Here is a 25,466-nt window from a genome sequence, read left to right on the forward strand (position 1 = left end):
TAATTCGTACGTGTGCACACGTGCCGGGGTGTGGGCGCCCCCGCTGGATACAGTGCGGACATGAACAGCAGGCCCACGCCGTTCGACGAGCTCGACCGGAAGATCCTCACGGCGCTGATGGCGAACGCCCGCACCAGCTTCGCGGAGATCGGCGCGGTGGTGGGTCTGTCCTCGACGGCGGTCAAGCGGCGGGTGGACCGGCTGCGGGACACGGGGGTGATCACCGGCTTCACGGCGACGGTGAAGCCGGCGGCGCTGGGCTGGCGCACCGAGGCGTACGTCGAGGTGTACTGCGAGGGCGCGGCCCCGCCACGGCGGCTCGCGGAGGTGGTCCGCAACCATCCGGAGATCACCGCGGCGATGACCGTGACCGGCGGCGCGGACGCGCTGCTGCACGTGCGGGCGCGGGACGTGGAGCATTTCGAGGAGGTGCTGGAGCGGATCCGGGTGGAGCCGTTCATCCGGAAGACGATCAGTGTGATGGTGCTGTCCCACCTCCTGCCGGAAAGTCCGGAGGCCGGTGCCAGCCAGCCCGCCCCGGTCGACGCAACAGAACTGCGCTGAGGCGCCCGAAGACGCAGCATTCCTGCGTGGACACGCAATCCCTGTTCCTTGTCGGGCGTCTCCGTCAGTTCCTACCTTGGTGTCAACCCTCAGTCGACACCGCAGGAAGCGGAGGAACCCCTCTGTGACCGATTCCCGTGTGCCGCGCCGTCGGCGATTCCTCGTCTGCGAACCCAGACACTTCGCCGTGCAGTACGCGATCAATCCCTGGATGCGTCCCGACGCGCAGGTCGACGTCGACCTGGCCCGGGAGCAGTGGCAAACGCTGATCAGCACCTATGACGCCCACGGCCACACCGTGGACGCCGTGGATCCGGTCCCCGGACTCCCGGACATGGTCTTCGCCGCGAACTCCGCCGTCGTCGTCGACGGCCGGGTCTTCGGCTCCCTCTTCCACGCCCCCGAGCGCCGCCCCGAGTCCACGCACTACGACACGTGGTTCACGTCCGCGGGCTACGACGTCCACCGCCCCGAGTCGGTCTGCGAGGGCGAGGGCGACCTCGTCTGGACCGGCCGGTACGTGCTGGCCGGCACCGGGTTCCGCACGAGCCGGGAGGCGCACCGCGAGGTGCAGGAGTTCTTCGGCCATCCGGTGATCAGCCTGACGCTGGTCGACCCGCGGTTCTACCACCTGGACACCGCGCTGTTCGTGCTCGACGACTCCACCGGCGGCAACAACATCGTGTACTACCCGGAGGCGTTCACGCCGGGCAGTCGCGAGGTACTCGCCAGGCTGTACCCCGACGCGGTCCTCGCGACCCACGACGACGCGATGGCCTTCGGCCTGAACTCGGTGTCCGACGGCCGAAACGTCTTCATCGCACCCCAGGCCGAGGCGCTCGCCGCGCGCCTCGGCGAGCACGGCTATGTCCCCGTCCCCGTCGACCTCTCCGAGCTCCACAAGGCCGGCGGTGGCATCAAGTGCTGCACCCAGGAGATCCGCTCATGACCGCGCACATCGACGGGCCCGTCCGCACGCGTTCCTCCGCCGATCTCATCAGCGCCGAGGAGCCGGTCCTCGCGCACAACTACCACCCGCTGCCCGTGGTCGTCGCCCGCGCCGAGGGAACCTGGGTGCAGGACGTGGAGGGGCGCCGCTACCTCGACATGCTGGCGGGCTACTCGGCGCTGAACTTCGGCCACCGGCATCCGGCGCTGATCGAGGCGGCGCACCGCCAGCTGGACCGCCTCACGCTCACCTCGCGCGCCTTCCACAACGACCGGCTCGCGGAGTTCGCGGAGCGGCTCGCGGAGCTGACCGGTCTGGACATGGTGCTGCCGATGAACACCGGCGCCGAGGCGGTCGAGAGCGGCATCAAGGTGGCCCGCAAGTGGGCGTACGAGGTGAAGGGCGTCCCCGCCGACCGGGCGACGATCGTGGTCGCGGCGGAGAACTTCCACGGCCGTACGACGACGATCGTGTCGTTCTCCACGGACGAGACGGCCAGGGCCGGCTTCGGCCCCTTCACGCCGGGCTTCCGGATCGTGCCGTTCAACGACCTGGCGGCGCTGGAGCGGGCGGTCGACGAGACGACCGCGGCCGTGCTGATCGAGCCGATCCAGGGCGAGGCGGGGGTGGTCATCCCGGACGAGGGCTACCTGACCGGCGTGCGCGAGCTCACCCGCCGGGCGGGCTGCCTCTTCGTCGCCGACGAGATCCAGTCGGGCCTGGGCCGCACGGGCCGCACGCTCGCCCTGGAGCACGAGGGGGTCGTCCCGGACGTCCTGCTGCTGGGCAAGGCGCTGGGCGGCGGCATCGTCCCGGTGTCCGCGGTGGTCGCCCGCCGGGACGTGCTGGGGGTGCTGCGGCCGGGCGAGCACGGCTCGACGTTCGGCGGCAACCCGCTGGCCGCGGCGGTCGGCACGGCCGTGGTGGAGCTGCTGGAGTCGGGCGAGTTCCAGCGGCGGGCCGCCGAGCTGGGCGCGATCCTGCGCGACGGGCTCACCGGTCTGGTCGGCCGGGGTGTGGTCGGCTTCCGCTCCCGGGGCCTGTGGGCGGGCGTCGACGTCGATCCCGCGCTGGGCACCGGCCGCGAGGTCAGCGCGCGCCTCATGCGTGAGGGCGTCCTGGTCAAGGACACCCACGGCTCCACGATCCGGCTGGCGCCGCCGCTGACGATCACCGAGGAGGAACTCGTGGGGGCGCTCGGGGCGCTGGAGAAGGTGCTGGAACGGGGGGTCTGATTCCGGCCGTCGGCCAGTAAGGTGGCGCGAGGTCCGGCTCCGGGTGCGCCGGGAGCCGGACCTCGTGCGTTTCTCCTGGTCAGCCGGGGATGCCCGCCGACCACACGGACAGCCGCGGTCGGCGCGCGGCCGGAGCGGGGAGGGTGAAGATTGAGTCAGGAAGGGTAGACCACTCTCAGCGACAGAGAGGTCGGCCGTGGGCACACAGGAGGAGCGGTACGTGGCCCGGCAGCGGTTCGACGTGGCCGATGCCGTGCCGTTGCTGCTCGACGCGCAAGGCGTGGTGACGAGCTGGACCAAGGACGCCCGACGGCTGCTGGGATACGCGGCCGCCGAGGTGGTGGGCACGCGTGTGGCCGATCTGCTCTGCGACGAGGACGCGCGGCGGCTGCCCGAACTGGCCGAGCGGTGCGGCCGGGACGACGGCTGGGCGGGGCTGCTGACCGCGCGGCACAAGGACGGCCGGCCGGTCAGGCTCATGGTGCGGATCGCCTCGGCGACGGAGGCCCGGGGGTCCGTGCGGTGGCTGGTGCTGCTGTCGGAGATGGAGCAGGCCCCGGGCTGGGACATGAGCCGCTCGATGCTGGAGCAGATGGCCGCCCGCTCGCCCGTCGGCATCGCGATCGTGGACACCGACCTGCGGTTCGTGTGGTCCAACGCGGCCCTGGAGCAGTTCGGCGGCGGACCGGCGTACCAGCGGCTCGGCCGGCGCCTGGCGGACATCCAGCCGGGACTGGACTCCGAGGACATCGAGGCCCGGATGCGGCAGGTGCTGCGGACCGGGGAGCCGGTGATCGGGTACGAGCACGTGGGCCGGCTGCGTTCCGCGCCGCACCGGGAGACCGCGCACATGCTGTCGTTCACCCGCCTCGACGACGATCTCGGCCACCCGATGGGCGTGTACTACACGGTCGTCGACGTCACCGAGCGGCACCGGGCCCGGCAGCGGCTGGCCCTGCTCGACCGGGCCGGCGAGCACATCGGCCGCACCCTGGACATCACCCGGACCGCGCAGGAGCTGGCGGACGTGTCCGTTCCGGGGCTCGCCGACTTCGTCTGCGTCGACCTGCTGGGGTCGGTGATGCGCGGCGCCGAGCCCGCCCCCGGTCCGCCGGACGGCACGGACCCGGTACCGCTGCGCCGGGCGGGCCAGCAGTCCGTGAACGCGACCGTCCCGGAGGCCGTCGTCGACATCGGGGACGTGGCCGCCTACCGGCCCGGTTCGCCGCCGATCCGCTGTCTCACCAGCGGCACCTCCTGGCGCGAGGAGCGGCTCGACCCGCTCGCCGAGGAGTGGGCCACGGACATCGCCGACGGGCGCCGGGCCACCTTCCTGGAACTGGGGCTGCACAGCGTGATGATCGTGCCGATCCGGGCGCGGGGCGTCACCCTGGGCATCACCACCTTCTTCCGGCGCCGCCGCCAGGAGCCCTTCGACGAGGACGACCTGAGCCTGGCCGAGGACCTGATGTCACGGGCCGCCGTCTGCGTGGACAACGCCCGCCGCTACACCCGCGAGCGCGACGCCGCCCTGCTGCTCCAGCGCAGCCTGCTCCCCCACCGGCTGCCCGAGCAGGACGCCGTGGAGGTCGCCGCCTGCTACCGGCCGGCCGACGAGCTGACCGGCCTGGGCGGCGACTGGTACGACCTGGTCCCGCTGTCCGGTGCCCGGGTCGCCCTGGTGGTGGGCGAGGTGCCCGGTCACGGCATCGCCGCCGCGGCGGCGATGGGCGGGCTGCGCACCGCCGTACGCACCCTCGCCGCGCTGGATCTGCCGCCCCAGGAGGTGCTCGCCCACCTGGACGACCTGGTCGCGCGGTCGGCCCGCGAGGAGGGTGTGGTGCCGGGCACCGAGGGCGCCGACAGCACCGAGGCGGTGGGGTCCGGGTGTGTGTACGTCGTCTACGACCCGGTCGACGGACAGTGCGCGATGGCCGCCGCGGGGCATCCCGCGCCCACCGTGGTGCTGCCCGACGGCACCGTCACCTTCGTCGACCTGCCGCAGGGGTCGCCGCTGGGCACCGGTGGCCCGCCGTTCGAGTCGGTCGAGCTGGCCCTGCCGGAGGGGAGCACCCTCGTGCTGCACACCGACGGGCTGCTGGCCCACGGGCAGGACTGGGTCGTCGACGCGGACCGGGACCGGCTGCGGCTGGCCCTGGAGCGTTCCGAGCCCTCGCTCGACCGGCGCTGCCGGGTCGTGGTCGACGCGCTGGTCCCGGCCCGCCCGCACGACGACGTGGCCCTGCTGATGGCCCGCACCAGGGTCCTGGGGGCCGGCCAGGTCATGGAGTGGGACCTGCCCGCCGACCCCGCCGCGGTCTCCGACGCCCGCAAGGCGGCCTCCCGGGTACTGACCGAGTGGGGTCTGGAGGATCTGGCGTTCACCACGGAACTGGTCGTCAGCGAACTGGTCACCAACGCCATCCGGCACGCCACCGGTCCTGTCCGCCTCCGCCTGGTCAAGGAGCGCGCCCTGACCTGCGAGGTCTTCGACGGCAGCGCCACCGCGCCGCATCTGCGCCACCCCCGCACCACGGACGAGGGCGGGCGCGGCCTGCTGCTGGTGTCCCAGTTCAGCCAGCGGTGGGGCACCCGTTACGTCCCCGAAGGGAAGATCATCTGGGCGGAACAGTCCCTCACGGATCCATCGGCCTGACACACTGATCACGCCCATAACGTGGGAAACTGGGATGATCCCGGTGGTGAGAGCGGTGCCATGAACGATTCGGCTATCGACTACGCGGCGGTCTTCCAGGCCCTGCCCGGCATGGTGGCCCTGCTGGGGCCCGACCTGGTGTTCGCCGACGTCAACGAGGAGTTCGTCCGGCAGTCCGGCAGGGAGCGCGAGCAGCTCATCGGGCACCATCTCTTCGACGTCTTCCCGGACAACCCCAACGACAGCGCGGCGACGGGCATGCGCAACCTCAAGGCCTCGCTGCACCGGGTGCTGGACACCGGCGAGCGGGACGCGATGGCCCTCCAGCGCTACGACGTGGAGGACCCGGAGCGGCCCGGCCAGTGGCAGGAGCGGTACTGGAGCCCCTGCAACGCGCCGGTGTGCGGACCGGACGGCGAGGTGGTGCTGCTGGTGCACCGGGTCGAGGAGGTCACCGAACTGATCCGGGCCCGCGGCCGCCGGGGCGGGGGCGGACGGGCCGGCAGCCGGGGCCGGGTACTGGAGGCCGAGTTGTACACCCGCGCCCGTGAGCTCCAGGATCTCAACGACCGGCTGCGCCAGGCGCACGCCCGCGAGCGCGAGGTGGCCCTGGCCCTTCAGGAGGCGATGCTGCCCGCCCACCGCCAGGTCGGCCACCACCGGGCCGCCGTGCGCTACCGGCCCGCGGTCGGCGCGCTGAACGTGTGCGGCGACTGGTACGACCTGGTCGACCTGGTGGGCGGCAACCGGATCGGGGTGTCCGTGGGCGACGTGGTCGGCCACGGACTGGCCGCCGCCGGCGTCATGGGCCAGCTGCGCAGCGCGCTCACCGCCACCTCCCGGGTCGCCGACGGGCCCGCCCAGGCGCTCGACGTCCTCGGGCGCTACGCCCATGTGGTCGACGGCGCCGAGTCCGCCACCGCGGTCACGACCTTCGTCGACTTCGACCGCCGCACCATCACCTACAGCAGCGCCGGCCATCCGCCGCCCGCGCTGGTCCGTCCCGACGGCCGGGTGGAGTTCCTCGACCGGGCCACCGACCCCCCGCTGGACGCCCGTCCCGACCCGGAGCCCAGACCTGAGGCCGAGACCGCCTTCGCCGACGGCGACACGCTGGTGCTGTACACCGACGGTCTGATCGAGCGGCGCCGCGAGGACATCGACACCGGCCTGGCCCGCCTCGCCGACGCCCTCACCCGGCACCGCGCGTCCGACCCCGACACCCTCGCCGACGCGGTCCTCCTGGAGCTGCTGCCCCCGGGCGGCGCGACGGACGACACGGCCCTGATCGTCGTACGACTGTGAACGCGCTTGCCGGAAGGGTCCAACAGGCCGTTGTCCGGGGCCGGGTGGCCGAGCGGGCCCGGTTCCCCCTCTCAGCGCGTGCGCCTACACTGGCACCCCCCACAACACGCCGGTTGACCTGCTTGAACACGGCGGTTGAGCCATCCGCCGGAGTGAGGAGCGTCCCGTTGTTCTACTACGTGCTCAAGTACGTGTTGCTGGGCCCGCTGCTGAGACTGGTGTTCCGGCCTCGAATAGAGGGCCTCGAACACGTCCCGGACACCGGCCCGGCCATCGTCGCGGGCAACCATCTCTCCTTCTCCGACCACTTCCTGATGCCCGCGGTCCTCAAGCGCCGCATCACCTTCCTGGCGAAGGCCGAGTACTTCACGGGCCCGGGTCTCAGGGGTCGGCTGACCGCGTTCTTCTTCCGCAGCGCGGGGCAGATCCCGGTGGACCGCTCCGGCAAGGAGGCGGGCCAGGCGGCGATCCGCGAGGGGCTCGGTGTGCTGAGCAAGGACGAGCTGCTGGGCATCTATCCCGAGGGGACGCGCTCGCACGACGGGCGGCTCTACAAGGGCAAGGTCGGGGTGGCGGTCATGGCGCTCAAGGCTCAGGTCCCGGTGATCCCGTGCGCGATGATCGGCACCTTCGAGGCCCAGCCGCCCGGGAAGGTCATCCCCAACATCCACCCCGTGGTGATCCGCTTCGGCAAGCCGCTCGACTTCTCCCGCTACGCCGGCATGGAGAACGAGAAGGCCATCCTGCGCGCCATCACCGACGAGATCATGTACGCGATCCTCAAGCTGTCCGAGCAGGAGTACGTCGACCAGTACGCGGCCGTCGCCAAGGCCGAGGAGGCCGCCGCGCGCCGGGACAAGGAGCGCCGGTTCCCCCGGATGCCGCTGAGCTGAGCCGAGCTCTGCCGTCGGCAGAACCCCGTGGCAGAACGGGAGTTGACCGTCGTACGGTCACGGCATGACACGACGCGCTGTGGTGATCGGAGCGACGGGACAGATCGGACGGGCGGCCGTGGGCGCGCTCGCCCGGGACGACTGGGAGGTCACGGCCGTCTCGCGGGGCGGCGGGCGGGACGACGGCTGGCCCGAGGGGGTGCGGGTCGCGCGGGCCGACCGGACGGACGACACGGTCCTGGCGGACGCGGTCGGCGACGGCTGCGACGTCCTGGTGGACCTGGTCGCCTACGGGCCGGAACACGCCCGGCAGTTGCTCGCGCTCTCCGACCGGGTCGGCTCCGCCGTGGTGATCTCCAGCCTCTCGGTGTACGAGGACGACAAGGGGCGGAACTTCGACACCCAGGAAGAGCCGGGAGGTTTTCCCGAGTACCCGGTCCCGGTCACGGAGGAGCAGCGGACCGTCGCCCCCGCCGACACGTCGTACAGCACCCGCAAGGCGGGCCTGGAACGCGAACTCCTCGCCGCGGGCGACCGGTTGCCCACCACGCTCCTGCGGGCCGGGGCGATTCACGGACCGCACTGCCGGACCCCGCGCGAGCTGTACTTCGTCAAGCGCAACCTGGACCGCCGCCCCCGGCGCGTGCTGTCCTACCGCGGTGAGAGCCGGTTCCACCCGGCGAACGTCCACAACATCGCCGAGCTGATCCGGCTGGCCGCCGCGCGGCCCGGCTCCCGGGCCCTGAACGCCGTCGACCCGGACGCGCCGACGGTGGTGCAGATCGCCGCCGCGATCGACGCCGTGATGGGCGTGGAGACCGAGAACGTGCTCGTGGACGGGCCGCCGCCGTCGCCGACGGTGGGCGCCACCCCCTGGTCGACGCCGGTGCCGGTGGTCTGCGCCATGTCGGCCGCCGAACGGGAGCTGGGCTACCGCCCCGTGGTCCGGTACGCCGAGAGCCTGCCGGAGACCGTCGCGTGGATCGAGGGCAGGCTGGGCGAAGGGGACTGGCGGGAGGCGTACCCGAAGATGTTCGAGGTGTACGGCGACCTCTTCGACTACGCGGCGGAGGACGCCTTCCTCTCTGGTTCGGGTCTCTAGTTCGGGTCGCGGTTGAACCTCGACGTGGACCAGAAGTAGCCGAGCGCGGCCAGGCCGAGGCACCAGGCGACGGCGAGCCGGCCGTTGTGGCCGATCCCGGTGCCGAGGAGCAGGCCGCGCAGGGTCTCGATGGCCCATCCCGACGGCGATCCAGGTGAGCGCCAGGGAGACGAGCGCCAGCAGCCCGACCGCCGGGATCCACTCCGGGACGGTGGCATCGGTGGAGCGGAAGCCGACGGCCACGGCTCCATGGAACCAGCTCAGGACAGGGCGCTCAGGCCTTCGCGCGGAGGACGTCGATGTTGCCCCAGTTGGTCCGGGCGCGGACCTTGACGGTGTCCTCGGTCTCCTCCGGAGCCTCCGACGCGGTGAGCCTGTTGCGCACCTGCCCCCGGTTGGAGCTGACGTCGAGCCAGGCTGCGGTGCCCTCGCGGATGCCGACCGCGATGGAGCCGTTGGAGGTCTCCAACTGGACGTCGCCGCCGGCGACTTCGCCGACGCGAAAGGAGGCGTTGGTCGTGGTGACGGTGACCGACGCCTCGGCGCGGGTGATGTCGATGCCGCCGTTGGCGCCCTTCACCCGCAGGTCGCCGGTCACGACGCCGACGGTCGTGGTGCCGTTCGAGTTCTTCAGGACGGCGGGGCCGTCGACGAACCCGACGCGCATGTTGCCGGAGCTGGTGGTGATCTCGGCCATGCCCTCGACCCGGTCCACGACGATCGAGCCGTGGGCGGCTGTCACGTTCAGCGGACCGGTGGTGTCGAGGCGGACGTCGCCCGAGGCCTTCACCCGGACCTCGCCGAGCCGGCCCTCACCGAGGACCTGGGCCCAGGAGCCGGTCACCTCGATGTGCGAACCCGCGGGCAGGTCGACCACCACGTCGACCGCGCCGGAGGGCCCGATGAGGCGGCGCTCCGTCGTCCTGACGGTCAGGACACCGCTCGCATACGCGACCTCGGTCTGCTCGGCGGCCCGCACGTCCTTGTCCCGCTCCGGGTCACGGGGCCGCACCTCGACGACCGTGTCGAGGCGGTCGCCCGCGGCGAACTGGATGGAACCGGCGCCCACGTGTGCCGTGACCGAAATCGGTTCGGGAGTGTCGAAAGAAGGCATGGCTGTCCCGTCCTCATGAGTCCTTGAGCCGTCCCCGCTGGTGGGACGTGGTGTGCGATGCGGGCAGGGGCGCGGTCAGCGCACCCAGCCCGTGAAGCTCTGACCGACGGTGCGGCTCCGTTCCGTCGTACGCGGCTGCGTCCCGCCGTCGACCGCGGCCGACACCGCGCGTACCAGCCACGCGTTGACCGACAGACCCTCGCGGGTCGCGGCCTCCTCGGCGCGGGTCTTGAGGTGGGCCGGCAGCCGCAGGTTGACGCGGGCGGTGCCGCCCTCGTCGCCGTCGGCGGGAACCGGGGCCTTCAGCGGTCCGGCGGACGCGGCCGGCTCCCCGGGACCGCTGCCGTAGTCGGGCGGCGGTGTCACCACGAACTCGGGGTCGAGCCCACGCAGCCGTACGTCGACCGAGCCGGGGGCGAGTTCGTGGGTGATCTCGTCCATCGCGGCGGAGAGCACGTTGAGCATGGTCAGCCGTGTCGCCGACTCCAGCGGAGCCGTGAGCCTCTCGGCCAGCTCCCGGGCTTCGCTACCACCGGCCTCGGCGGCCACCGCGAGTTCGCGGCGGAGGGTGTGGACATACGGGGTGAGGTCCATGACGCCATGATGGCACCACAGTGGCGCCACCTGCAAGCAAAGTGGCGCCACGTTATGCCATCCGGTGCCATATGGCACCCAAGTGGTGCCATACAAAGGAAGGAGGGGACGGCCGTCGGCCGCCCCCTCCTCTGTCGTACGTCCCGCGGTGTTACGGCTTGGGCGTGGCGTGCGGTGTGCAGGTCACGTCGCGGCCGTCCAGCTTGCCGGTGAGCAGATAGGTCTCCACCCGCTCGTTGATGCACGGGTTGACCAGGTTGGTCACGCCGTGGGAGCCCGCGTCCTTCTCGGTGATCAGGCGGGAGCCCTTGAAGCGCTTGTGGAGTTCGACGGCGCCGCCGTACGGGGTGGCGGCGTCACGCTCGGCCTGCACGATGAGGACCCCCGGCAGGCCCTTGCCGGCCCTGACGTCCACCGGCGTCTGCTGCTTGACCGGCCAGGTGGCACAGGGCAGGTTCATCCAGGCGTTGGACCAGGTCAGGAACGGGTAGTTCTGGTGCAGCCTGGTGTTGTCGCGGTCCCACTTGCGCCAACTGGTGGGCCACTTGGCGTCGGCGCACTCCACGGCCGTGTAGACGGCGTTGCCGTTCTCCGAGGACGCGTTGCCCGCGGTGTCCGACAGGTCCGGAGCGGCCGCGTCGACCAGGGCCTGGGTGTCGCCCGCGACGTACTTGCTGAACACGGAGGCGACCGGAGCCCACGAGGAGTCGTAGTACGGGGCGCCCTGGAAGAAGCCGATCAGCTCGGCCGGGCCGACGACCCCGCCGATGGGGCTCTTCTTCGCGGTGGCCCGCAGCTCCAGCCACTTCGCCTGCACTTCGGCACGGGTGTCGCCGAGGTGGTAGGTCGCGTCGTTCTTGGCGACCCAGTCCTGCCAGTCCTTCCAGCGCATCTCGAAGGCGACGTCCTGGTCGAGGTTGGCCTCGTACCAGATCTTCTCCCGGGACGGGTTGACGACGCTGTCGACGATCATGCGGCGGACGTGGCCCGGGAACAGCGTGCCGTAGACCGCTCCGAGGTAGGTGCCGTAGGAGACGCCCAGGAAGTTGAGCTTCTTCTCGCCCAGCGCGGCGCGGATGACGTCCAGGTCGCGCGCGCTGTTCGGAGTGGTCATGTGCGGCAGCATCTCGCCGCTGCGCTCGTAGCAGCCCTCGGCGTACTCGCGGGCGAGCTTGCGCTGGGCGCGCTTGTCGGCCTCGGAGTCCGGCACCGGATCCATCTTGGGCGCCTTGACGAACTCCTGCGGGTCGATGCAGGAGATGGGCGCCGACCTTCCGACACCGCGCGGGTCGAAGCCCACGAAGTCGTAGGCCTTGGCGGTGTTGACCCACAGCGGCGCCTTGGTCGTGACGCGGCGCGGGAAGCGCAGGCCGGAGGCACCGGGTCCGCCGGGGTTGTAGATGAGCGCGCCCTGGCGCTCCTCCTTGGTCCCGGTGCTGCCGATGCGGTCGACGGCCAGCTTGATCTGCTTGCCGTGGGGCTTGGCGTAGTCGAGCGGCACGGTGACGTAGCCGCACTGGATCGGCTTCTCCAGGCCCCAGTCGGCCGGGCAGTCCTGCCAGTCGATCCCGGCCTTGGCGGCCTTCTCGGCGGCGAGCGCGACACCGCGCGCCTCGCGGTCCTGGCCACCGCGGGATTCCCCGGTGGCGCTCGCCGTGGGCGCTGCCACGGCGCCGGCTATCAGCGTGGCCGTGACGATCGCTCCGGCCGAACCGAGTGCCGTCGTCCGCCACTTCGGTCTTGTGTCCCTCAAGAGGGCCCCTCCCCGTACATCGTTGCGATTGGTACGGGGATCCTCCCGGCTGTGATGTTCATGTGAACAGGGGTGACCGGCCTTCTTTGCCAATCCGATAAACGGAAGTCCTCGTCCGCTCGGCGGATCCGGGGCCAGGAGCCCGGGGCCAGGAGCCCGGGCTAGGAGAGGGAGGCGAGCGCCTCGTCCAGCACCCGGCGCAGCCGTAGCCCGTCCGTCGCCACGGCGGTGACGAGGGCCGCGGGTCCGGCCAGCGGTACGACCGCGGCGCCCTCTCCCAGCACCCGGGCCGTGACCGGCTCGGCCGCGAACTCCGGTCGTACGACGACGAGCTGGCCCACGGCACGGTGGCCGGCGAGGACCGCCGGGCCGTCCCAGCCGCCCGGCGCCCCGGGACCGCAGGCCAGTTCCTGGTCGAGGACGAGCCGGCCGCCGACCCGCAGGACAAGCCGGCCGGTGAGCCGCCCGGGGTCCTCGCCCACGCGCCCGAGCACCTGTTCCTCGCGCAGGACGAGCCGGGCCGTCGCGCCGAGGTCGACGCGTGTCGTGACGTACAGCTCGCTGCCCTGCGCGGAGATCAACTGCTCGGGCAGCCAGTGCAGTTCGCCGCCGTCGACGACGGTGAGGCGCACGTCGTAGCGGGCCTCGCCCTTGGCCTGTCCCGGCAGCGCGATGGTGGCGGCGGCCGATCCGACGCGGAGTCGGGCCCCCGCCTCGACGCCGGCCTCCACGGTGAAGTGGTCGCCGCCGAGCGGCCCGCTCATCGCTCCGACCAGCATGACCCGCGCCTCGTCGCCGCTGCCCCGGGTCCGCCGCAGCGCCAGCGGCCCGTCGCCCTCCAGGACGGGCAGCGAGGTGCCGCCCCTGCCGTCGTCCCGCGCGAGGATCCGCGCGGTGGCCCGTACTCCCGCCACGGCCGCCGTCACGCCGTCCACGCGGCGAGCCGTGTCCGCACCCACGCGGCCACCTCGCTCACCCCGGGCTCGCTCCGGAGCGACTGGAAAACGACCGGCAGTTCGGCCCGCTGCGCCTTGGCGTCGGCCGCCATCCGCCCGAGGTCCGAGCCGACGTACGGGGCGAGGTCGGTCTTGTTGACGACGAGGAGGTCGGCGGTGGTCACACCGGGGCCGCCCTTGCGCGGGATGTCGTCCCCTCCGGCCACGTCGATCACGAAGATCTGCGCGTCCACGAGCCCCTTCGAGAAGGTCGCGGTCAGATTGTCCCCGCCGGACTCGACGAGGATCAGGTCCAGCGGCCCGACCTCGTCCTCCAGGTCCTCCACCGCTTCGAGGTTGGCCGAGATGTCGTCCCGGATCGCCGTGTGCGGACAGGCCCCCGTCTCGACGGCCGTGATCCGCTCGGGCGGCAGCACGGCCTCCCTCAGCAGGAACTCCGCGTCCTCCCGCGTGTAGATGTCGTTGGTGACGACCGCCAGCGACAGCTCCTCCCGCAGCGCCCGGCACAGCGCGGCGACGGTCGCGGTCTTCCCGGACCCGACGGGCCCCCCGAGCCCGATCCGCAGGGCGCGGCGGGAGCCGTCGGGACGGCGGGCATCGGCGCTGACGGCAGCGGGTCCGTCGTGGGTGTGGTCGAGATGCATGAACGGCTCCTATAGGTCTGGCCCGTACTTTCAGCCCGTCCGGCGTTTGAGGACGAGGCCCCTTCAGGGCCGAAGCGGGGGTCTGGGGGCGGCAGCCCCCAGGGATGGGACGGGTAGGGGCGGCGGGGGCGAGAAAACTAGGACGCGAACAACCGCACGCTCCAGGCGGCGTGCGCCTCCGCGCCGATCTCCAGCAGGGGCGCGGACGCCGCGGGCAGCGCGTCGACCCCTTCGTCGACGGCCCGCCGCGCGTCCTCCGCCGCCCGGTCCGCGACGCGATCGAGCTCCGGCGCCAGCCGGGCCAGGACCCCGGTCGCCTCGAACGGGTCGAGGGACAGCAGCCGCACCGTCGCCGAGGCCGGCCCGCTCACACTCTCGTACGCCGCGCAGTAGGCCGCGTCCATCGGCCCGAGTCCGGCCGCCCGCGCCGTGAGCCCCAGCACCACCGGCTGATGCGCCCCCTTGGGGAACTCCCGTGCCAGGGCGTCCAGTTCACCCGACGGCCAGGTGGCCCGCGCGGCCCGCGTCAGCTGCCGGCCGAGCTTGCGCGCGGCGGTCCGCAGCGCCGGCGACGGCGTCCGCGCGTCGGCGGCCGCGTCCAGCTCCACGGGATCCACGCCGAGCACGGCCGCCGCGGCCAGCGCGGCGGAGACCCGCCCCGCCGTGTGCAACCGCCCCCGGCAGAAGTCCTCCAGGCTCGCGGCGCCCGTGATCCGCCCGGCCTTGACGGCGGCCTCGGCCCCGCCGGAGTGCGCGTGCCCTCCGGCGGGGAAGCGTCCGTCGGCCAGGACAAGAAGTGCGGCCCTGGACATCAGAAGAGGAAGTACCGCTGGGCCATGGGCAGTTCGGCGGCCGGTGTCGCCTCGACGAGCTCCCCGTCGATGTGCACGGCGAAGCTGTCGGGGTCGACCTCGACCCGGGGCCGCGCGTCGTTCTCGCGCATGTCGGCCTTGGTGACCGAGCGGGTCGACTCGATCGCCACGAACTTCTTCCCGAGCTGGAGCCGCTCCGCCAGCCCGTCCTCCAGGGCGAGCGGTGCCACGAAGTTGAACGAGTTGGCGGCGGGTGCCCGCCCGATCGCCCCGTACATCGGGCGCGGCAGGATCGGCTGCGGCGTCGGGATGGAGGCGTTGGCGTCGCCCATCTGCGCGTAGGCGATCTGTCCGCCCTTGATCACCAGGTGCGGCTTGACACCGAAGAACGCCGGCTCCCACAGCACCAGGTCGGCGAGCTTGCCGGACTCGACGGAGCCGATCTCGTGGGCGAGGCCCTGGGCGACGGCCGGGTTGATCGTGTACTTGGCGACGTAGCGGCGCACCCGGCGGTTGTCCGCACGGCCGTCGCCGGGCAGCGCCCCGCGCCGCCGCTTCATCACATGGGCGGTCTGCCAGGTCCGCAGGATCACCTCGCCCACGCGTCCCATGGCCTGCGCGTCGGAGGAGATGATCGAGATCGCGCCCAGGTCGTGGAGGATGTCCTCCGCGCCGATCGTCGAGGGCCGGATGCGGGACTCGGCGAAGGCGAGGTCCTCCGGCACCGCCGGATTCAGGTGGTGGCACACCATCAGCATGTCGAGGTGTTCCTCGGCGGTGTTGACGGTGTAGGGCCGCGTCGGGTTGGTGGAACTCGGCAGCACGTGCGGTTCGGAGACCACGGTCATGATGTCCGGCGCGTGCCCGCCGCCCGCGCCCTCGGTGTGGTACGCGTGGATGCCGCGTCCGGCGATCGCCGCCAGCGTGTCGCCGACGAACCCCGCCTCGTTCAGCGTGTCCGTGTGGATGGCGACCTGGATGCCGGTGCGGTCGGCGACGGTCAGCGCGGCGTCGATGACGGCCGGGGTCGAGCCCCAGTCCTCGTGCAGCTTCAGACCGAGCGCGCCGCCGCGGATCTGCGACAGCATCGCCTCGTGCGAGACGGTGTTGCCCTTGCCGAGGAAACCGATGTTGAGCGGGTACTGCTCCATCGCCTCCAGCATCCGGGCCAGATGCCACGGACCGGGCGTCACCGTCGTCGCCTTGGAGCCCTCGGCGGGGCCGGTGCCGCCGCCGACCAGGGTCGTCACCCCGGAGGACAGCGCTTCGTCGGCGATCTGCGGGCAGATGAAGTGGACGTGCGCGTCGACGGCTCCGGCGGTGAGGATCCGTCCGTTGCCCGCGATGACCTCGGTCTCGGGGCCGATGACGAGGTCGGGGTGCACCCCGTTCATCGTGTCGGGGTTGCCCGCCTTGCCGATGCCGGTGATCCGGCCGTCGCGGATACCGACGTCGGCCTTGACGATCCCCCAGTGGTCGATGATCACCGCTCCGGTGACGACCGTGTCCGGGGTGCCTTCCGCGCGGGTGGCCCGCGACTGGCCCATGGACTCGCGGATGACCTTGCCGCCGCCGAAGACGGCCTCCTCGCCGGCGAGCCCGGGTCCGCCGGAACGATCCTCCTCGATCTCGACGAGCAGATCGGTGTCGGCCAGCCGGATGCGGTCGCCGGTCGTGGGGCCGAACAGGTCGGCGTACGCGGCACGCGAGATCTCAGGCATCGAGGGCACCTCCGGTCTCCCCGCGCAGGCCGGGCACCACGCGGGCACCGGCGAGCGGAACGAGTTCGACGTCGACGGGGATCCCGGGCTCGAAGCGCACGGCGGTGCCGGCGGCGATGTTGAGCCGCTTGCCGCGCGCGGCGGCACGGTCGAAGTCCAGACCGGGGTTGGCCTCGGCGAAGTGGTAGTGGGAGCCGACCTGCACGGGCCGGTCGGCGGCGTTGAGCACGGTCAGCGCGGTGACGTCGAGGCCCTCGTTGTACACGATCGGGCCCGAGGCGAAGAGGAACTCTCCGGGGATCATCGAGGCCTCTCAGACGATCGGGTCGTGGACGGTGACGAGCTTGGTGCCGTCGGGGAAGGTCGCCTCGACCTGGACGTCGTGGATCATCTCGGGGATGCCCTCCATGACGTCGTCCCTGGTGAGGAGCTTGCGCCCGGAGGCCATCAGCTCCGCGACGGTACGGCCGTCACGGGCGCCTTCGAGGATGTGCGACGTGATGAGGGCGACGGCCTCGGGGTGGTTCAGCCTGAGCCCGCGGGCCCGGCGCTTCTCGGCCACGTCGGCCGCCACGTGGATCAGCAGCCTCTCTTGCTCGTGCGGGGTCAGTTGCACGTCCCACCTCACAGTCCTCGCTCCGAACCGTGCGGGGTCCGGTTGCCGCAGCCCCGGGGCAAAGTCCCTGGTGGCGTGGAGGGGCAGGCTAGTTGGACGGCGTTTCAACCAAGTTAACCGCGCCGTCCTCCGCCGCCGTGTCCACCTGCCCGGAGGACATGCTCATCAGCGCCCGCAGCCCGTCCCGCAGGACGTCGACCGGCGCGGGGCCGAAAAGAGACTGCTGGGCGATGAAGCCCAGGACGGAGGCGATCATCGTGCGGGCCACGTGGTCCGGTTCGATGTCGGGGCGCATCGCCCCGGTCTCCTGATAGGCCTCGACGATCCGGGCCCAGGCCGCGCGGACGCCGCCGTATCCCTCTCGCAGTACGGCCGCCAGTTCGTCGTTGCGCGGGATCTCCGACCACACCTGGACGACCAGACGGGGGAAGGCGGGGACGCCGTCGAGGACGAGGTTCGCCCGCAGGGCGAGCACCCGGCCCAGGACGGCGGCCACGAGGCTGTCGGGGGGCGGGGGCGGGGACTGCCGGGACGCCTCCTCGAAGGCGCCGCGCACCTCGCCGAGCACCTCGCCGACGATCGCGGCGATCAGTTCCTCCTTGCCGCTGAAGTAGCGGTACACCGCCCCGGCCGAGAGGTCGGCCTCCTTCAGGACGTCCTGCATCGACGTGGCGTGGAAGCCGTTGCGGGCGAAGCAGAGCGCGGCGGCGTCGAGGATCTGCCGACGACGGGCGTCGAGATGTGCCTGGGATACACGAGCCATGGTCCACAACCTAAAACGAACATTCCTTCTTGACAAGGCACGCGGACGGCGGGATGGTGATGACGAACCCAAAACGAACGATCCTTCTTTTTGACTGACAGACCGAACGCCTGCCGCGCCACCCGACCCGACACCCGATCGACCGAGGAGTCCCATGTCCACCGCATCCGCTACGCGACCGGCGCCGCACCGGCTCCCGCACGGGCGCCGCCTGGCGGTCGTGATCGTCCTCGCCCCGCTGCTCGCCGCCCTCGCCCTGTGGGCCTCCGCCTGGCCCGCCGCCCGCACCGCGCCCCGCGACCTTCCCCTGGGGGTGGCCGGACCCGCGCAGGCCGTGACGCAGGTGGAGCGGCAACTCGAACAGCACAAGGGCGCGTTCGAGATCCATCGCTACGCCGACGAGGCCGCCGCCCGGCGGGCCATCGAGGACCGGACCGTATACGGCGCGGTCGTGGTCACCGCCCAGGGTCCCGAGCTGCTCACCGCGTCGGCCGCGAGCCCTGTCGTCGCACAGCTGCTCCAGCAGGCGGTGGCGGAGAAGGCGGCCACCGAGGGCACCCAGGTCAGGACGGTCGATGTCGTGCCCGCCCCCGAGGGGGACCCACGGGGCTCGGCCCTGAACGCGAGCGTGCTGCCGCTGGCCATCGCCGGCATCGCGGCGGGCGCGCTGGTGACCCTGCTCGGGCTGCGCGGACCGCGGGCCGCGGCCACACTGGTCGGCGCCGCCGCCCTGGTCGGTGTGGTGGCCACCGCGATCGCACACAGCTGGCTCGGGGTCCTCACGGGCGGCTGGTGGGCCGAGGCCGGCACGTTCGGCCTGACGACGCTGGCCATCGGTGCCGCGGTCGCGGGGCTCGCCGCCCTGATCGGCACCGCGGGCATCGGCCTCGCCGCGGCCACCGTGATGCTGATCGGCAACCCGTTCTCCGGAGCGCCCAGCGCCCCGCGGATGCTGCCCGAGCCGGCCGGCACCCTCGGCCAGTGGCTGCCGCCGGGCGCGGGGACGACCCTGCTGCGCTCGGTGTCCTTCTTCGACGGCGCGGCGGCGACCGGGCCCGCCCTCACGCTCACCTGGTGGGCCGCCCTGGGCCTGGGCGCCGTACTGCTCGGCGGCGCGCTCGGCAGGCGCGCGAAGAACGGCGTCGAGCCCGCGTCCGAGCGGGAGTTGACCGCCGTCGGCTGACCACCCGGCCACACCGGTCCGACCGTGCGTCCCCGCTGTAGCGGACGGGGGCGCACGGTCCTGTCGTCTCCGGGGGCGTTCCGGGGCGCGCTACGAGGCTCCGGGTCCCCGATGGTGGGCCGCGATGCCGAAGCGCTGCTGTTCGCGAGGAGCGGACGCGGCCTCACGGACGGCGGAGACCGCGCTGACCACCTGCTCCTCCGCGGGTTCGGCGAGCTCCTCCAGCCGCTCCAGATCGGCTGCGGAGACCAGCGCTACCAGGGGCTTTCCATGCCGCGTCACGACGACGCGCTCACCGCCGTACACCACTCGGTTGATCAGGTCGGCGAGTTCAGCCCTGGCTTGCGTCACCGGAATCTCGTAGGCCATACCCCTAGCTTACGGCGCGTCCATCTTGGTTCACCGTGGTCTGTGACGACATCAAAGTTCCAGGTCAGGGGCTCTCACGTGCTCCCGTGCGCTCTCGTCTGTGAGAAATGTGTGAGACGAGGTGAGACGAAGAGCTATCTGGTCGCACTGAATCCTGGCAGTTTTCCGGTGCGGCGGAACGCCCCGCTCCGACCGGTCCTGCGCGGAACTCCGGCCGGGGCCGGCCGGCGGACGAGCGGCGGCCCGCGCCGCTCGCCCGGTTCTCGCAACAGACCCTAGCCAGGTGTGGTGCCTCGGGACCTCGGCACGGTCGCAGCGGCCGTTGCACTCTCCGGGAGAAGCTCCTCAAAGCCTCCGCTCACCGGCCGGAATGTCTCCCATCGGCAGCCTCCTCGGCGACCTCGGACGGGACCGCAGGTCAGGCTCCCGCCGCCGCATCTGTCCGCTGCCCCGTCGGCTCAGACGGCCGGCAGCGCGTACAGCCGCTCGGCGTGCATCACGGCCAGCCGCTTGCCCGCCGCGACCACGTACCACTTCTCGCTGTCACCGGTGTTGTCGTTGTACGTCCAGCGCAGCTTCCCGGTCGCCGCGTCGAAGGCGTGCACGCCGCCCTTCTTGTCGTGCTCGGTCGCGCCGTACAACGTGCCGCCCACCTTGGCGAACTGCCACGCCTCCGCAGCCGAGCCCACCAGGTCCTTGTTGTGCCAGATCCGCTTGCCCGTACCGGGGTCCACCGCCCACATGCCGTACGCGCTGTCGGAGGCGTAGAGCACCCCGTCCAGGACCTGCGGATCGTTGAACCAGGTGAACTCTTCATTCGCCAGCGACCAGCGTTCCGTGCCCGCGGCCAGCGCGAACGCCCGCAGCCGCTCCCCGTCCGGCACGATCACCAGGTCCTCGTGCACGGCGAATCGGTAGTAGTTGGACCTGCCGATCTTCTTCGTCCAGAGCTGCCGGCCCGTCGCCGCGTCGCGGACGGTCACGTTCTTCCGGTAGTCGGTGTACGCGAGACGCCCGCCGACGACCGCGGCGGTGATGCCGAACTCCTCGGTCCCCTTGTCACGCTGCTCACGCCAGGCGATCTTGCCGGAGGTGGTGTCGATCGCGGCGATCACGTTGGTCGGCGACGAGAGGTCCTCCTCCAGGATCCCGGCGAGGACGTAGACGTGGCGGTCGTCGGCCGCGATGGGGCGCGGCTGCTCGTACTCCTTGCCCAGGCGGCTGCGCCAGGTCTCCTTGCCCGTGGCCGGATCCAGGCCCACGACGTCGCCGTCGTACTCGGCGCTGGCGAGATAGAGCGTCCCGCCGCCGGTGATCAGCTTGGCGCCGGGAATGGTGACGCCAGGCCGTGACCACTTCTCCTTCCCGCTGACGGCGTCACGCCCCACCAGCGGGTCACCCGACACCACGACCGTGTCCCCGATGACCGCGAGCGCGTGGATCCCGGCCAGGTCGTCGTTGGCTGTCTTCTGCTGCCACAGCGGCTGGGGCGCGGTGCCCGGGGGCGGGGTGGTGAAGGTGTCACCGCCCTTGTCGGTGTCACCACCCTTGCCGCCGGGAGTTGTGCCGCCGCCCGACGCGCCCGTTTCCTCCTCGGGGGTGCACCCCCATGCGCCTGCCCCCAGCACGGCCAGGCCCAGGCCCGTCCCGGCCAGCCTGAGCGCCTGCCTGCGTGACACCGCGTGCCCGTCACGTCTGCCCATGTCGGTTCCCCGTCCCCGTTTCGCCCGGATGTTGCTGACGCCCCCTCGGACGTCTTGATCGCGGTCAGGCTAGTCGTCGGATTTCGGCCAGTCGTCGGGCGGTACCCAACCGGGACGCGTCCGTGAAACTCCTGTCACACAAGATCAGCAGCTCCTGGAACCGAGAAGGCGTCATGTTGAGCCCGTCTCACCCTGGGCGGCAACTCCGTGGAGATGGCGGACGCGTTTCCCGGCGTCGTGCCCATCCGTGGGAGGAAGGTCCCGCACGGACCTGCCGTGGCCTTCAAGGCCGGCTAACGCTGGTGGCGTGTTGCCATGCCTGGGCCAGGGCTGCCTCCTGCACCAGCAGCTCGTGGGCCAGGCAGTTGGGGAGTCGTCCAAGTACGGATCGGTTCTCGAACGCCGGCAGTCGGCTCACCTTGACAGCGCTGGGGGGTGTTCAGGAACGGAGTCCAACAACGACCGGCCGACCGCGCGGAGCCGTGGCGGCCATGTTCGGGCGAGTCGTTCGGCCATGAAGTCTCCGCCCCTGCGACTGAGGACATGAGTGGATCAGGGGCCGAGAGGGCGTACTTCGCGGTTCAGTTGCGACGGCAAGCGGTAACCCGGGGCTCGAGCGCGGCGTGACCGTCTCCTACGAGACGATGCGCCGCTGGTGCGCCAAGGTCGGGCAGACCTACGCCAACGCCCTGCGCCGCCGGCAGCCCCAGCCTGGGGACAAATGGCACCTGGACGAAGTCTTCATCAAGATCAACGGGCGGTTGCAGTACCTGTGGCGGGCCGTCGACCAGGACGGCACCGTCCTGGACATCCTCGTGCAGAACCGGCGGGACCAGGCCGCGGCCAGGCGTTTCTTCCGCCGCCTGATGAAGAGGACCGGTGCGGTGCCGCGGGTGATCGTCACCGACAAGCTCCGCTCATACGGCGCGGCCCACCGCGAGGTCATGCCCTCCATCGAGCACCGACAGTCGAAGTACCTCAACAACCGGGCCGAGAACAGCCACCAACCAACCAGGCAACGCGAACAGGCGATCAAGGCTTCCGCTCCGTGGGCGGAGCACAGCGGTTCCTGTCCGCCTTCAGCGGCATCACGCCCCACTTCCGGCCCCGCCGCCACCTGATGCCCGCACACCACTACCGCGCTGAAATGACCGTCCGCTTCGCAATCTGGGAGCAGATCACCGGCGTCGCCGGCCCCGCAACCTCCTCGAGATGGTCTGGCAGCTGATTGCTGACCCGAACGCCCGCTATCACGACCTCGGCACTGACTGGTACGAGCGCCGCACCGACCCCGACCGCCGCACCCGCGAACTCGTCCGCCAGCTCGAACGACTCGGTAACACCGTCACCCTGACCCCCAGCCCAGCCTGACCGGACACCCGTCCTCAGGTCCGCCACCAACACCCTGAGCGCGGAACAGGCATCAGCGCGCCCGCGTTTCCTGTGATTTTCCGGCCAGAGGCCCTTCCTCTACGCCCCACCAGCCAACAAGCCACCCGATCCAGGACCCCGTTCGAACCAGACCGAGCGCACGACCGGATAGAGAACGGCCAGTCAGAAGGCCGGTGTGGATCGCTCCGTGAGCCGGCTCTGATGCCGCGCTCCGAGCACGGCATCTCTCAGCCGTTTCTGAGCGATCGTCAGGCACGCGTAGACCGCTCCCTGGGCCGTCGACAGACCGATCAGATGCGGACCCGTCCTGATCTCCGGCACCGCCGGAAGGATCTGGTCGAGCCGGCCGCGCACCTGGGGAAGCACGACGTCGACGAGTGGACGCAACCGGCCCACGAAGTAGACCGACTCCGGGTCCAGCGTCACGGCGACGACACTGACAGCGGTCACTATCGCCGTGGTGAACGCCTGAAGCACCTCGGCGTGCGGCGCGTCGGTGCGCGGTTGCAACCAGAGGTCCTCAACGCGCTCCAGGTCGAGCCCCCGTTTGCGGGCGAACTGAAGGAGACCCCTCGTGCTCAGCAGTTCGTCGAGGATCTCGTTGCCGACTCCGGAGGAGAGTGCCCCGATGTCGCCGAAGGTGGGTGTGCTCCCACGGGCGAGCTCGTGATCTGTGCAGTGGGCGAAATTCAGTATGGTGCTGAGGCTGAAGAGCGCGGCGTTGGCGATGGTGGCGTCGTCGGTGAGGATCCCGATCAGGGCCGCGTTCGCGTCGCTGTCGAGGAGCACCGGGGCGTCCACCAGGCCTTCGATGGCTCGGTAGAGATCGGAGCCCGCGAAGATTTTCATCGACTCCGCGGGGCCGAAGATCTCCGTGCCGCCCCGGACCCGCCCGGGCACTGCGACGACGATCTGCCGCAGGGGGCCCTGCGCGGACTCCGCGGCCTGCGCGATCAGGTCGACCAGCCATCGTGCGGCGTCCGCGATCTCCTGGTGATCGGCGGTGGGAACCGACACCTGCTGGATCTCGCGACCCCTGAGGTCGGTCACCAACACACCGGTGGTCTGTGCGCCGAAGCTGACACCGGCGACGTGGCCGGCTGTGCCGGACAGGTCCAGATAGGTGGACCGTCGGCCGCGGCCGGTGACCTCGTCGATCCCGCAGTCGACGAGGAAGCCGTCGGCCCAGAGCTCCTCCACCGCTCTGAAGACCGTCGCCCTGCTCAGGCCTGTCAGCTCGGTGAGCTTGTTACGTGTCAAGGGCGCGTGGGAGAGGACCGCGTCCAGGACTGACGCCTTGCTGTAGTCGCGGGAGGTCGGGTTGGTGGTCACGTGATGACCATATCGAGAGCGGTACGCCGACCGTGCCGGCACCGGTTTGGGCGGCACGGCCAAGGGCGACGCGGTGACAAGCGGTTGTTTCGACGGACTTGCCGTTCCCTCCCGCCGCCCTTGGGGCGTCCTCGCCGGAGGCTCCCGCCGTGTCGGACGGTTCTCGACTCATCTGTCATGCACTCCACAGGGTCCCCAAGACTCCGAGAGCGCATCGCCGCGCTGCCGCGAGGGCCTGAAAGCCGGGGTCGACGACCGACTGACTGTCGGCAGCGAGCATCGGTCATCCGGAACAACCTCGACGTCGCCGGGTCAGCACCCTGTCTTCGGGGCGACGTGACCGCATACCAGGAGCGCAGCCGGGGCCCGGGGGCTGCCGAGCCGGATGCCGGTCGGCAGCAGGAGCGCGGGGTCGGCGAACGGCCTGAGCGCAGCATTTTTTCAGTTTGAACTGGACCAAATAGTGCTGGGCGGCCTGAGCCCAGCAGCGAGCACCTCGCGACGCGCCCGACGAATCTGCGCACCGTCCAACAGCTGTCGGGACGCCCGGGTCTCGACTCAGTGCACCCAGAGCGACTGACGCCACTGGCAGAGAGCGGGGACATGGAGTTCACCCCGCACTGGCTCGACACCGCTCCCCCAGGGCCCAGACCGGTCCGGACCGAGATCGGCGTGAGTGTCGACGTGGCGATCTTCGCGGCCGGCCCGACCGGCCCCTCGGCGGCACTTCACCTGGCACGGAAGAGCGCCGACGTCCTTGTCTTCGTGACGGAGACGGTGGACCTTGGGCGCCTCTGGGCACAACGGCGGCATGGCCACCCTGGGCATGTCGATCGGCTTCCGGGAGGCGATCTCCCGCTACGGCTCCGACACCGCGAAGGCATGCCTGCGGGCGCACCACGACGCGGTCGACGCCATCCAAAGCCTCATCAAGGAAGAGAACATCGACTGCGGCTTCGCCCACACCGGCAAGCTGAACCTGGCGCCCAAGAGGTCCTAACAAAGGCGTTGGACATGGCGGTGGGTGATCAGGCAGGTGGCGAGGCCGAGGAAGGCTTCGTGGATGTCGTCGCGTCGTTCCCAGCGGATCCGCAGTCGGCGGAAGCCGTGCAGCCAGGCGATCGTCCGCTCGACCACCCAACGGAAGACGACCAGGCCAGAGCCGTGTTCCTGACCTCGTTCGGCGATCACCGGGGTGATACCTCGCGCCCGGACAAGGCGCCGGTACTTGTCGTGGTCGTAGCCCCGGTCAGCGAGCAGGGCATCAGGGCGCCGGCGCGGGCGGCCTACGGCACCGGCGACTGCCGGGACCTTGTCGAGCAGGGGCAGCAGTTGGGTGAGGTCGTTGCGGTTGCCGCCGGTCAGCGACACCGTGAGCGGGATGCCCCGGCCGTCGGTGAGGACGTGGTGCTTGCTGCCCGGACGTGCGCGGTCGACCGGGCTGGGACCGCTTTCGGGCCCCTGCGGGCCGCCCGGACATGAGAGGAATCGATCACCGCCCGCGACCGGTCGAGCTTCTTCGCCGCCCGCAGCTTCTTCAGCAGCACCAGGTGCAGTTCGTCCCGGACGCCGGCCTCGTTCCAGGCGGCTGGGCGCCGCCGGCACGTCACCCCCGAGCCGAAGCCCAGCTCCTGTGGCAGGTACTCCCACTGGATGCCGGTATGCGGCACGAACAGGATCCCGCACAAGGCCTGCCGGTCAGGGACCCGCGGCCTACCCTCGACCGCCTTCGGACCCGGTTCGGGCAGCAACGGCTCGATAGCGACCACAGTTCGTCCGAGACGATCCACGGACGCGACTCCCTCTTTCC

The 25,466-nt window shown here is 71.4% G+C and carries 23 protein-coding genes and 3 pseudogenes; 11 read left to right on the forward strand and 15 right to left on the reverse strand.

Annotated features, from left to right (window positions below):
- Positions 1-60 precede the first annotated feature (60 nt).
- The 7 genes from SLINC_RS07360 to SLINC_RS07390 all read left to right on the forward strand — a co-directional run bounded on the left by SLINC_RS07360 (position 61) and on the right by SLINC_RS07390 (position 8,704).
- Positions 61-564 carry an Lrp/AsnC family transcriptional regulator gene (locus tag SLINC_RS07360; RefSeq protein ID WP_067428145.1) on the forward strand — a complete coding sequence of 168 codons (504 nt, stop codon included), beginning with the start codon at positions 61-63 and terminating at the stop codon, positions 562-564.
- 124 nt (positions 565-688) lie between these two features.
- The gene (gene ddaH / locus SLINC_RS07365) at positions 689-1,513 is read left to right on the forward strand and encodes a dimethylargininase (protein ID WP_067428147.1); all 825 of its coding nucleotides are present in this window, start codon (positions 689-691) and stop codon (positions 1,511-1,513) included.
- Positions 1,510-2,748 carry an ornithine--oxo-acid transaminase gene (rocD, locus tag SLINC_RS07370; RefSeq protein ID WP_067428148.1) on the forward strand — a complete coding sequence of 413 codons (1,239 nt, stop codon included), beginning with the start codon at positions 1,510-1,512 and terminating at the stop codon, positions 2,746-2,748. The genes ddaH and rocD overlap by 4 nt, the downstream gene beginning before the upstream one ends.
- 196 nt (positions 2,749-2,944) lie before the next feature.
- A complete protein-coding gene (locus SLINC_RS07375; protein WP_067428150.1) occupies positions 2,945-5,404 on the forward strand; it encodes a SpoIIE family protein phosphatase in 2,460 nt (819 codons plus the stop codon).
- A gap of 60 nt (positions 5,405-5,464) precedes the next feature.
- A complete protein-coding gene (locus SLINC_RS07380) occupies positions 5,465-6,709 on the forward strand; it encodes a PP2C family protein-serine/threonine phosphatase (RefSeq protein ID WP_067428152.1) in 1,245 nt (414 codons plus the stop codon).
- A 167-nt stretch (positions 6,710-6,876) separates the two neighbouring features.
- A complete protein-coding gene (locus tag SLINC_RS07385) occupies positions 6,877-7,602 on the forward strand; it encodes a lysophospholipid acyltransferase family protein (RefSeq protein ID WP_067428154.1) in 726 nt (241 codons plus the stop codon).
- A gap of 79 nt (positions 7,603-7,681) precedes the next feature.
- Positions 7,682-8,704 (forward strand): NAD-dependent epimerase/dehydratase family protein, encoded by a 1,023-nt coding sequence (locus SLINC_RS07390; protein ID WP_067428156.1) that lies wholly within the window; start codon positions 7,682-7,684, stop codon positions 8,702-8,704.
- Here SLINC_RS07390 and SLINC_RS07395 read toward each other — a convergent pair.
- The 11 genes and pseudogenes from SLINC_RS07395 to SLINC_RS07445 form a co-directional block, all read right to left on the reverse strand.
- Positions 8,701-8,950: pseudogene (locus SLINC_RS07395) on the reverse strand (ABC transporter permease); the annotation flags it as partial. The gene SLINC_RS07390 and the pseudogene SLINC_RS07395 sit on opposite strands and share 4 nt — an antisense overlap.
- A 28-nt stretch (positions 8,951-8,978) precedes the next feature.
- Entirely contained in the window at positions 8,979-9,818 is an 840-nt protein-coding gene (locus SLINC_RS07400; RefSeq protein WP_067428160.1) for a DUF4097 family beta strand repeat-containing protein, read from the reverse strand.
- Between the two features lie 75 nt (positions 9,819-9,893).
- Positions 9,894-10,412 (reverse strand): toxin-antitoxin system HicB family antitoxin, encoded by a 519-nt coding sequence (locus tag SLINC_RS07405; RefSeq protein ID WP_067428161.1) that lies wholly within the window; start codon positions 10,410-10,412, stop codon positions 9,894-9,896.
- 151 nt (positions 10,413-10,563) lie between these two features.
- Complete coding sequence (locus SLINC_RS07410; protein ID WP_067428163.1) at positions 10,564-12,165, reverse strand: alpha/beta hydrolase; 1,602 nt, start codon at positions 12,163-12,165, stop codon at positions 10,564-10,566.
- A 161-nt stretch (positions 12,166-12,326) separates the two neighbouring features.
- Entirely contained in the window at positions 12,327-13,100 is a 774-nt protein-coding gene (locus SLINC_RS07415) for an urease accessory protein UreD (protein WP_067445130.1), read from the reverse strand.
- On the reverse strand, positions 13,088-13,765 hold the full coding sequence (gene ureG, locus SLINC_RS07420; RefSeq protein ID WP_067428165.1) for an urease accessory protein UreG: 678 nt from the start codon (positions 13,763-13,765) through the stop codon (positions 13,088-13,090). Before ureG ends, SLINC_RS07415 begins: the two co-directional genes overlap by 13 nt.
- 137 nt (positions 13,766-13,902) lie before the next feature.
- The gene (locus SLINC_RS07425; RefSeq protein ID WP_067428167.1) at positions 13,903-14,577 is read right to left on the reverse strand and encodes an urease accessory protein UreF; all 675 of its coding nucleotides are present in this window, start codon (positions 14,575-14,577) and stop codon (positions 13,903-13,905) included.
- The gene (locus SLINC_RS07430; RefSeq protein WP_067428169.1) at positions 14,577-16,298 is read right to left on the reverse strand and encodes an urease subunit alpha; all 1,722 of its coding nucleotides are present in this window, start codon (positions 16,296-16,298) and stop codon (positions 14,577-14,579) included. Before SLINC_RS07430 ends, SLINC_RS07425 begins: the two co-directional genes overlap by 1 nt.
- A complete protein-coding gene (locus SLINC_RS07435) occupies positions 16,291-16,602 on the reverse strand; it encodes an urease subunit beta (RefSeq protein WP_067428171.1) in 312 nt (103 codons plus the stop codon). Before SLINC_RS07435 ends, SLINC_RS07430 begins: the two co-directional genes overlap by 8 nt.
- Positions 16,603-16,611: 9 nt before the next feature.
- A complete protein-coding gene (locus SLINC_RS07440; protein WP_037782101.1) occupies positions 16,612-16,914 on the reverse strand; it encodes an urease subunit gamma in 303 nt (100 codons plus the stop codon).
- 88 nt (positions 16,915-17,002) lie between these two features.
- Entirely contained in the window at positions 17,003-17,677 is a 675-nt protein-coding gene (locus SLINC_RS07445; protein WP_067428173.1) for a TetR/AcrR family transcriptional regulator, read from the reverse strand.
- 154 nt (positions 17,678-17,831) lie between these two features.
- On the opposite strand from SLINC_RS07445, the gene SLINC_RS07450 reads away from it, so the two are divergent.
- Entirely contained in the window at positions 17,832-18,860 is a 1,029-nt protein-coding gene (locus SLINC_RS07450; protein WP_107406566.1) for a hypothetical protein, read from the forward strand.
- A gap of 90 nt (positions 18,861-18,950) precedes the next feature.
- Here SLINC_RS07450 and SLINC_RS07455 read toward each other — a convergent pair whose 3' ends face one another.
- Positions 18,951-19,229: a type II toxin-antitoxin system Phd/YefM family antitoxin gene (locus SLINC_RS07455; protein ID WP_067428177.1), complete on the reverse strand. Its 279-nt coding sequence runs from the start codon at positions 19,227-19,229 to the stop codon at positions 18,951-18,953.
- Between the two features lie 458 nt (positions 19,230-19,687).
- The gene (locus SLINC_RS07460) at positions 19,688-20,932 is read right to left on the reverse strand and encodes a PQQ-binding-like beta-propeller repeat protein (protein WP_067428179.1); all 1,245 of its coding nucleotides are present in this window, start codon (positions 20,930-20,932) and stop codon (positions 19,688-19,690) included.
- Between the two features lie 611 nt (positions 20,933-21,543).
- On the opposite strand from SLINC_RS07460, the pseudogene SLINC_RS07465 reads away from it, so the two are divergent.
- Positions 21,544-22,160 (forward strand): annotated as a pseudogene (locus tag SLINC_RS07465) (IS6 family transposase); the annotation flags it as partial.
- Positions 22,145-22,303 carry a hypothetical protein gene (locus tag SLINC_RS47910; RefSeq protein WP_159425330.1) on the forward strand — a complete coding sequence of 53 codons (159 nt, stop codon included), beginning with the start codon at positions 22,145-22,147 and terminating at the stop codon, positions 22,301-22,303. The pseudogene SLINC_RS07465 and the gene SLINC_RS47910, both read left to right, overlap by 16 nt.
- A 183-nt stretch (positions 22,304-22,486) precedes the next feature.
- Here SLINC_RS47910 and SLINC_RS07470 read toward each other — a convergent pair whose 3' ends face one another.
- Positions 22,487-23,656 (reverse strand): ROK family protein, encoded by a 1,170-nt coding sequence (locus SLINC_RS07470; RefSeq protein ID WP_067428181.1) that lies wholly within the window; start codon positions 23,654-23,656, stop codon positions 22,487-22,489.
- 811 nt (positions 23,657-24,467) lie between these two features.
- Here SLINC_RS07470 and SLINC_RS07475 point away from each other — a divergent pair.
- Positions 24,468-24,656: a hypothetical protein gene (locus SLINC_RS07475; protein ID WP_067428183.1), complete on the forward strand. Its 189-nt coding sequence runs from the start codon at positions 24,468-24,470 to the stop codon at positions 24,654-24,656.
- Here the strand turns inward: SLINC_RS07475 and SLINC_RS45720 are convergent.
- Positions 24,653-25,442 (reverse strand): annotated as a pseudogene (locus tag SLINC_RS45720) (IS5 family transposase). The gene SLINC_RS07475 and the pseudogene SLINC_RS45720 sit on opposite strands and share 4 nt — an antisense overlap.
- Between the last annotated feature and the right edge of the window lie 24 nt (positions 25,443-25,466).

Origin of the sequence: Streptomyces lincolnensis (genome assembly GCF_001685355.1) — a bacterium.
In the GTDB taxonomy this organism is placed as follows: Bacteria; Actinomycetota; Actinomycetes; order Streptomycetales; family Streptomycetaceae; genus Streptomyces; species Streptomyces lincolnensis.

What these genes read in the sequence shown, in the direction of transcription:
- SLINC_RS07400 (WP_067428160.1), bottom strand. Translation starts at nt 9,818, where the DNA reads ATGCCTTCTTTCGACACTCCCGAACCGATTTCGGTCACGGCACACGTG.
- SLINC_RS07360 (WP_067428145.1), top strand. Translation starts at nt 61, where the DNA reads ATGAACAGCAGGCCCACGCCGTTCGACGAGCTCGACCGGAAGATCCTC.
- SLINC_RS07450 (WP_107406566.1), top strand. Translation starts at nt 17,832, where the DNA reads ATGTCCACCGCATCCGCTACGCGACCGGCGCCGCACCGGCTCCCGCAC.
- rocD (WP_067428148.1), top strand. Translation starts at nt 1,510, where the DNA reads ATGACCGCGCACATCGACGGGCCCGTCCGCACGCGTTCCTCCGCCGAT.
- SLINC_RS07430 (WP_067428169.1), bottom strand. Translation starts at nt 16,298, where the DNA reads ATGCCTGAGATCTCGCGTGCCGCGTACGCCGACCTGTTCGGCCCCACG.
- SLINC_RS07425 (WP_067428167.1), bottom strand. Translation starts at nt 14,577, where the DNA reads ATGTCCAGGGCCGCACTTCTTGTCCTGGCCGACGGACGCTTCCCCGCC.
- SLINC_RS47910 (WP_159425330.1), top strand. Translation starts at nt 22,145, where the DNA reads ATGGTCTGGCAGCTGATTGCTGACCCGAACGCCCGCTATCACGACCTC.
- ureG (WP_067428165.1), bottom strand. Translation starts at nt 13,765, where the DNA reads ATGCATCTCGACCACACCCACGACGGACCCGCTGCCGTCAGCGCCGAT.
- SLINC_RS07460 (WP_067428179.1), bottom strand. Translation starts at nt 20,932, where the DNA reads ATGGGCAGACGTGACGGGCACGCGGTGTCACGCAGGCAGGCGCTCAGG.
- SLINC_RS07475 (WP_067428183.1), top strand. Translation starts at nt 24,468, where the DNA reads ATGGCCACCCTGGGCATGTCGATCGGCTTCCGGGAGGCGATCTCCCGC.
- SLINC_RS07380 (WP_067428152.1), top strand. Translation starts at nt 5,465, where the DNA reads ATGAACGATTCGGCTATCGACTACGCGGCGGTCTTCCAGGCCCTGCCC.
- SLINC_RS07445 (WP_067428173.1), bottom strand. Translation starts at nt 17,677, where the DNA reads ATGGCTCGTGTATCCCAGGCACATCTCGACGCCCGTCGTCGGCAGATC.
- SLINC_RS07405 (WP_067428161.1), bottom strand. Translation starts at nt 10,412, where the DNA reads ATGGACCTCACCCCGTATGTCCACACCCTCCGCCGCGAACTCGCGGTG.
- SLINC_RS07435 (WP_067428171.1), bottom strand. Translation starts at nt 16,602, where the DNA reads ATGATCCCCGGAGAGTTCCTCTTCGCCTCGGGCCCGATCGTGTACAAC.
- SLINC_RS07455 (WP_067428177.1), bottom strand. Translation starts at nt 19,229, where the DNA reads ATGGCCTACGAGATTCCGGTGACGCAAGCCAGGGCTGAACTCGCCGAC.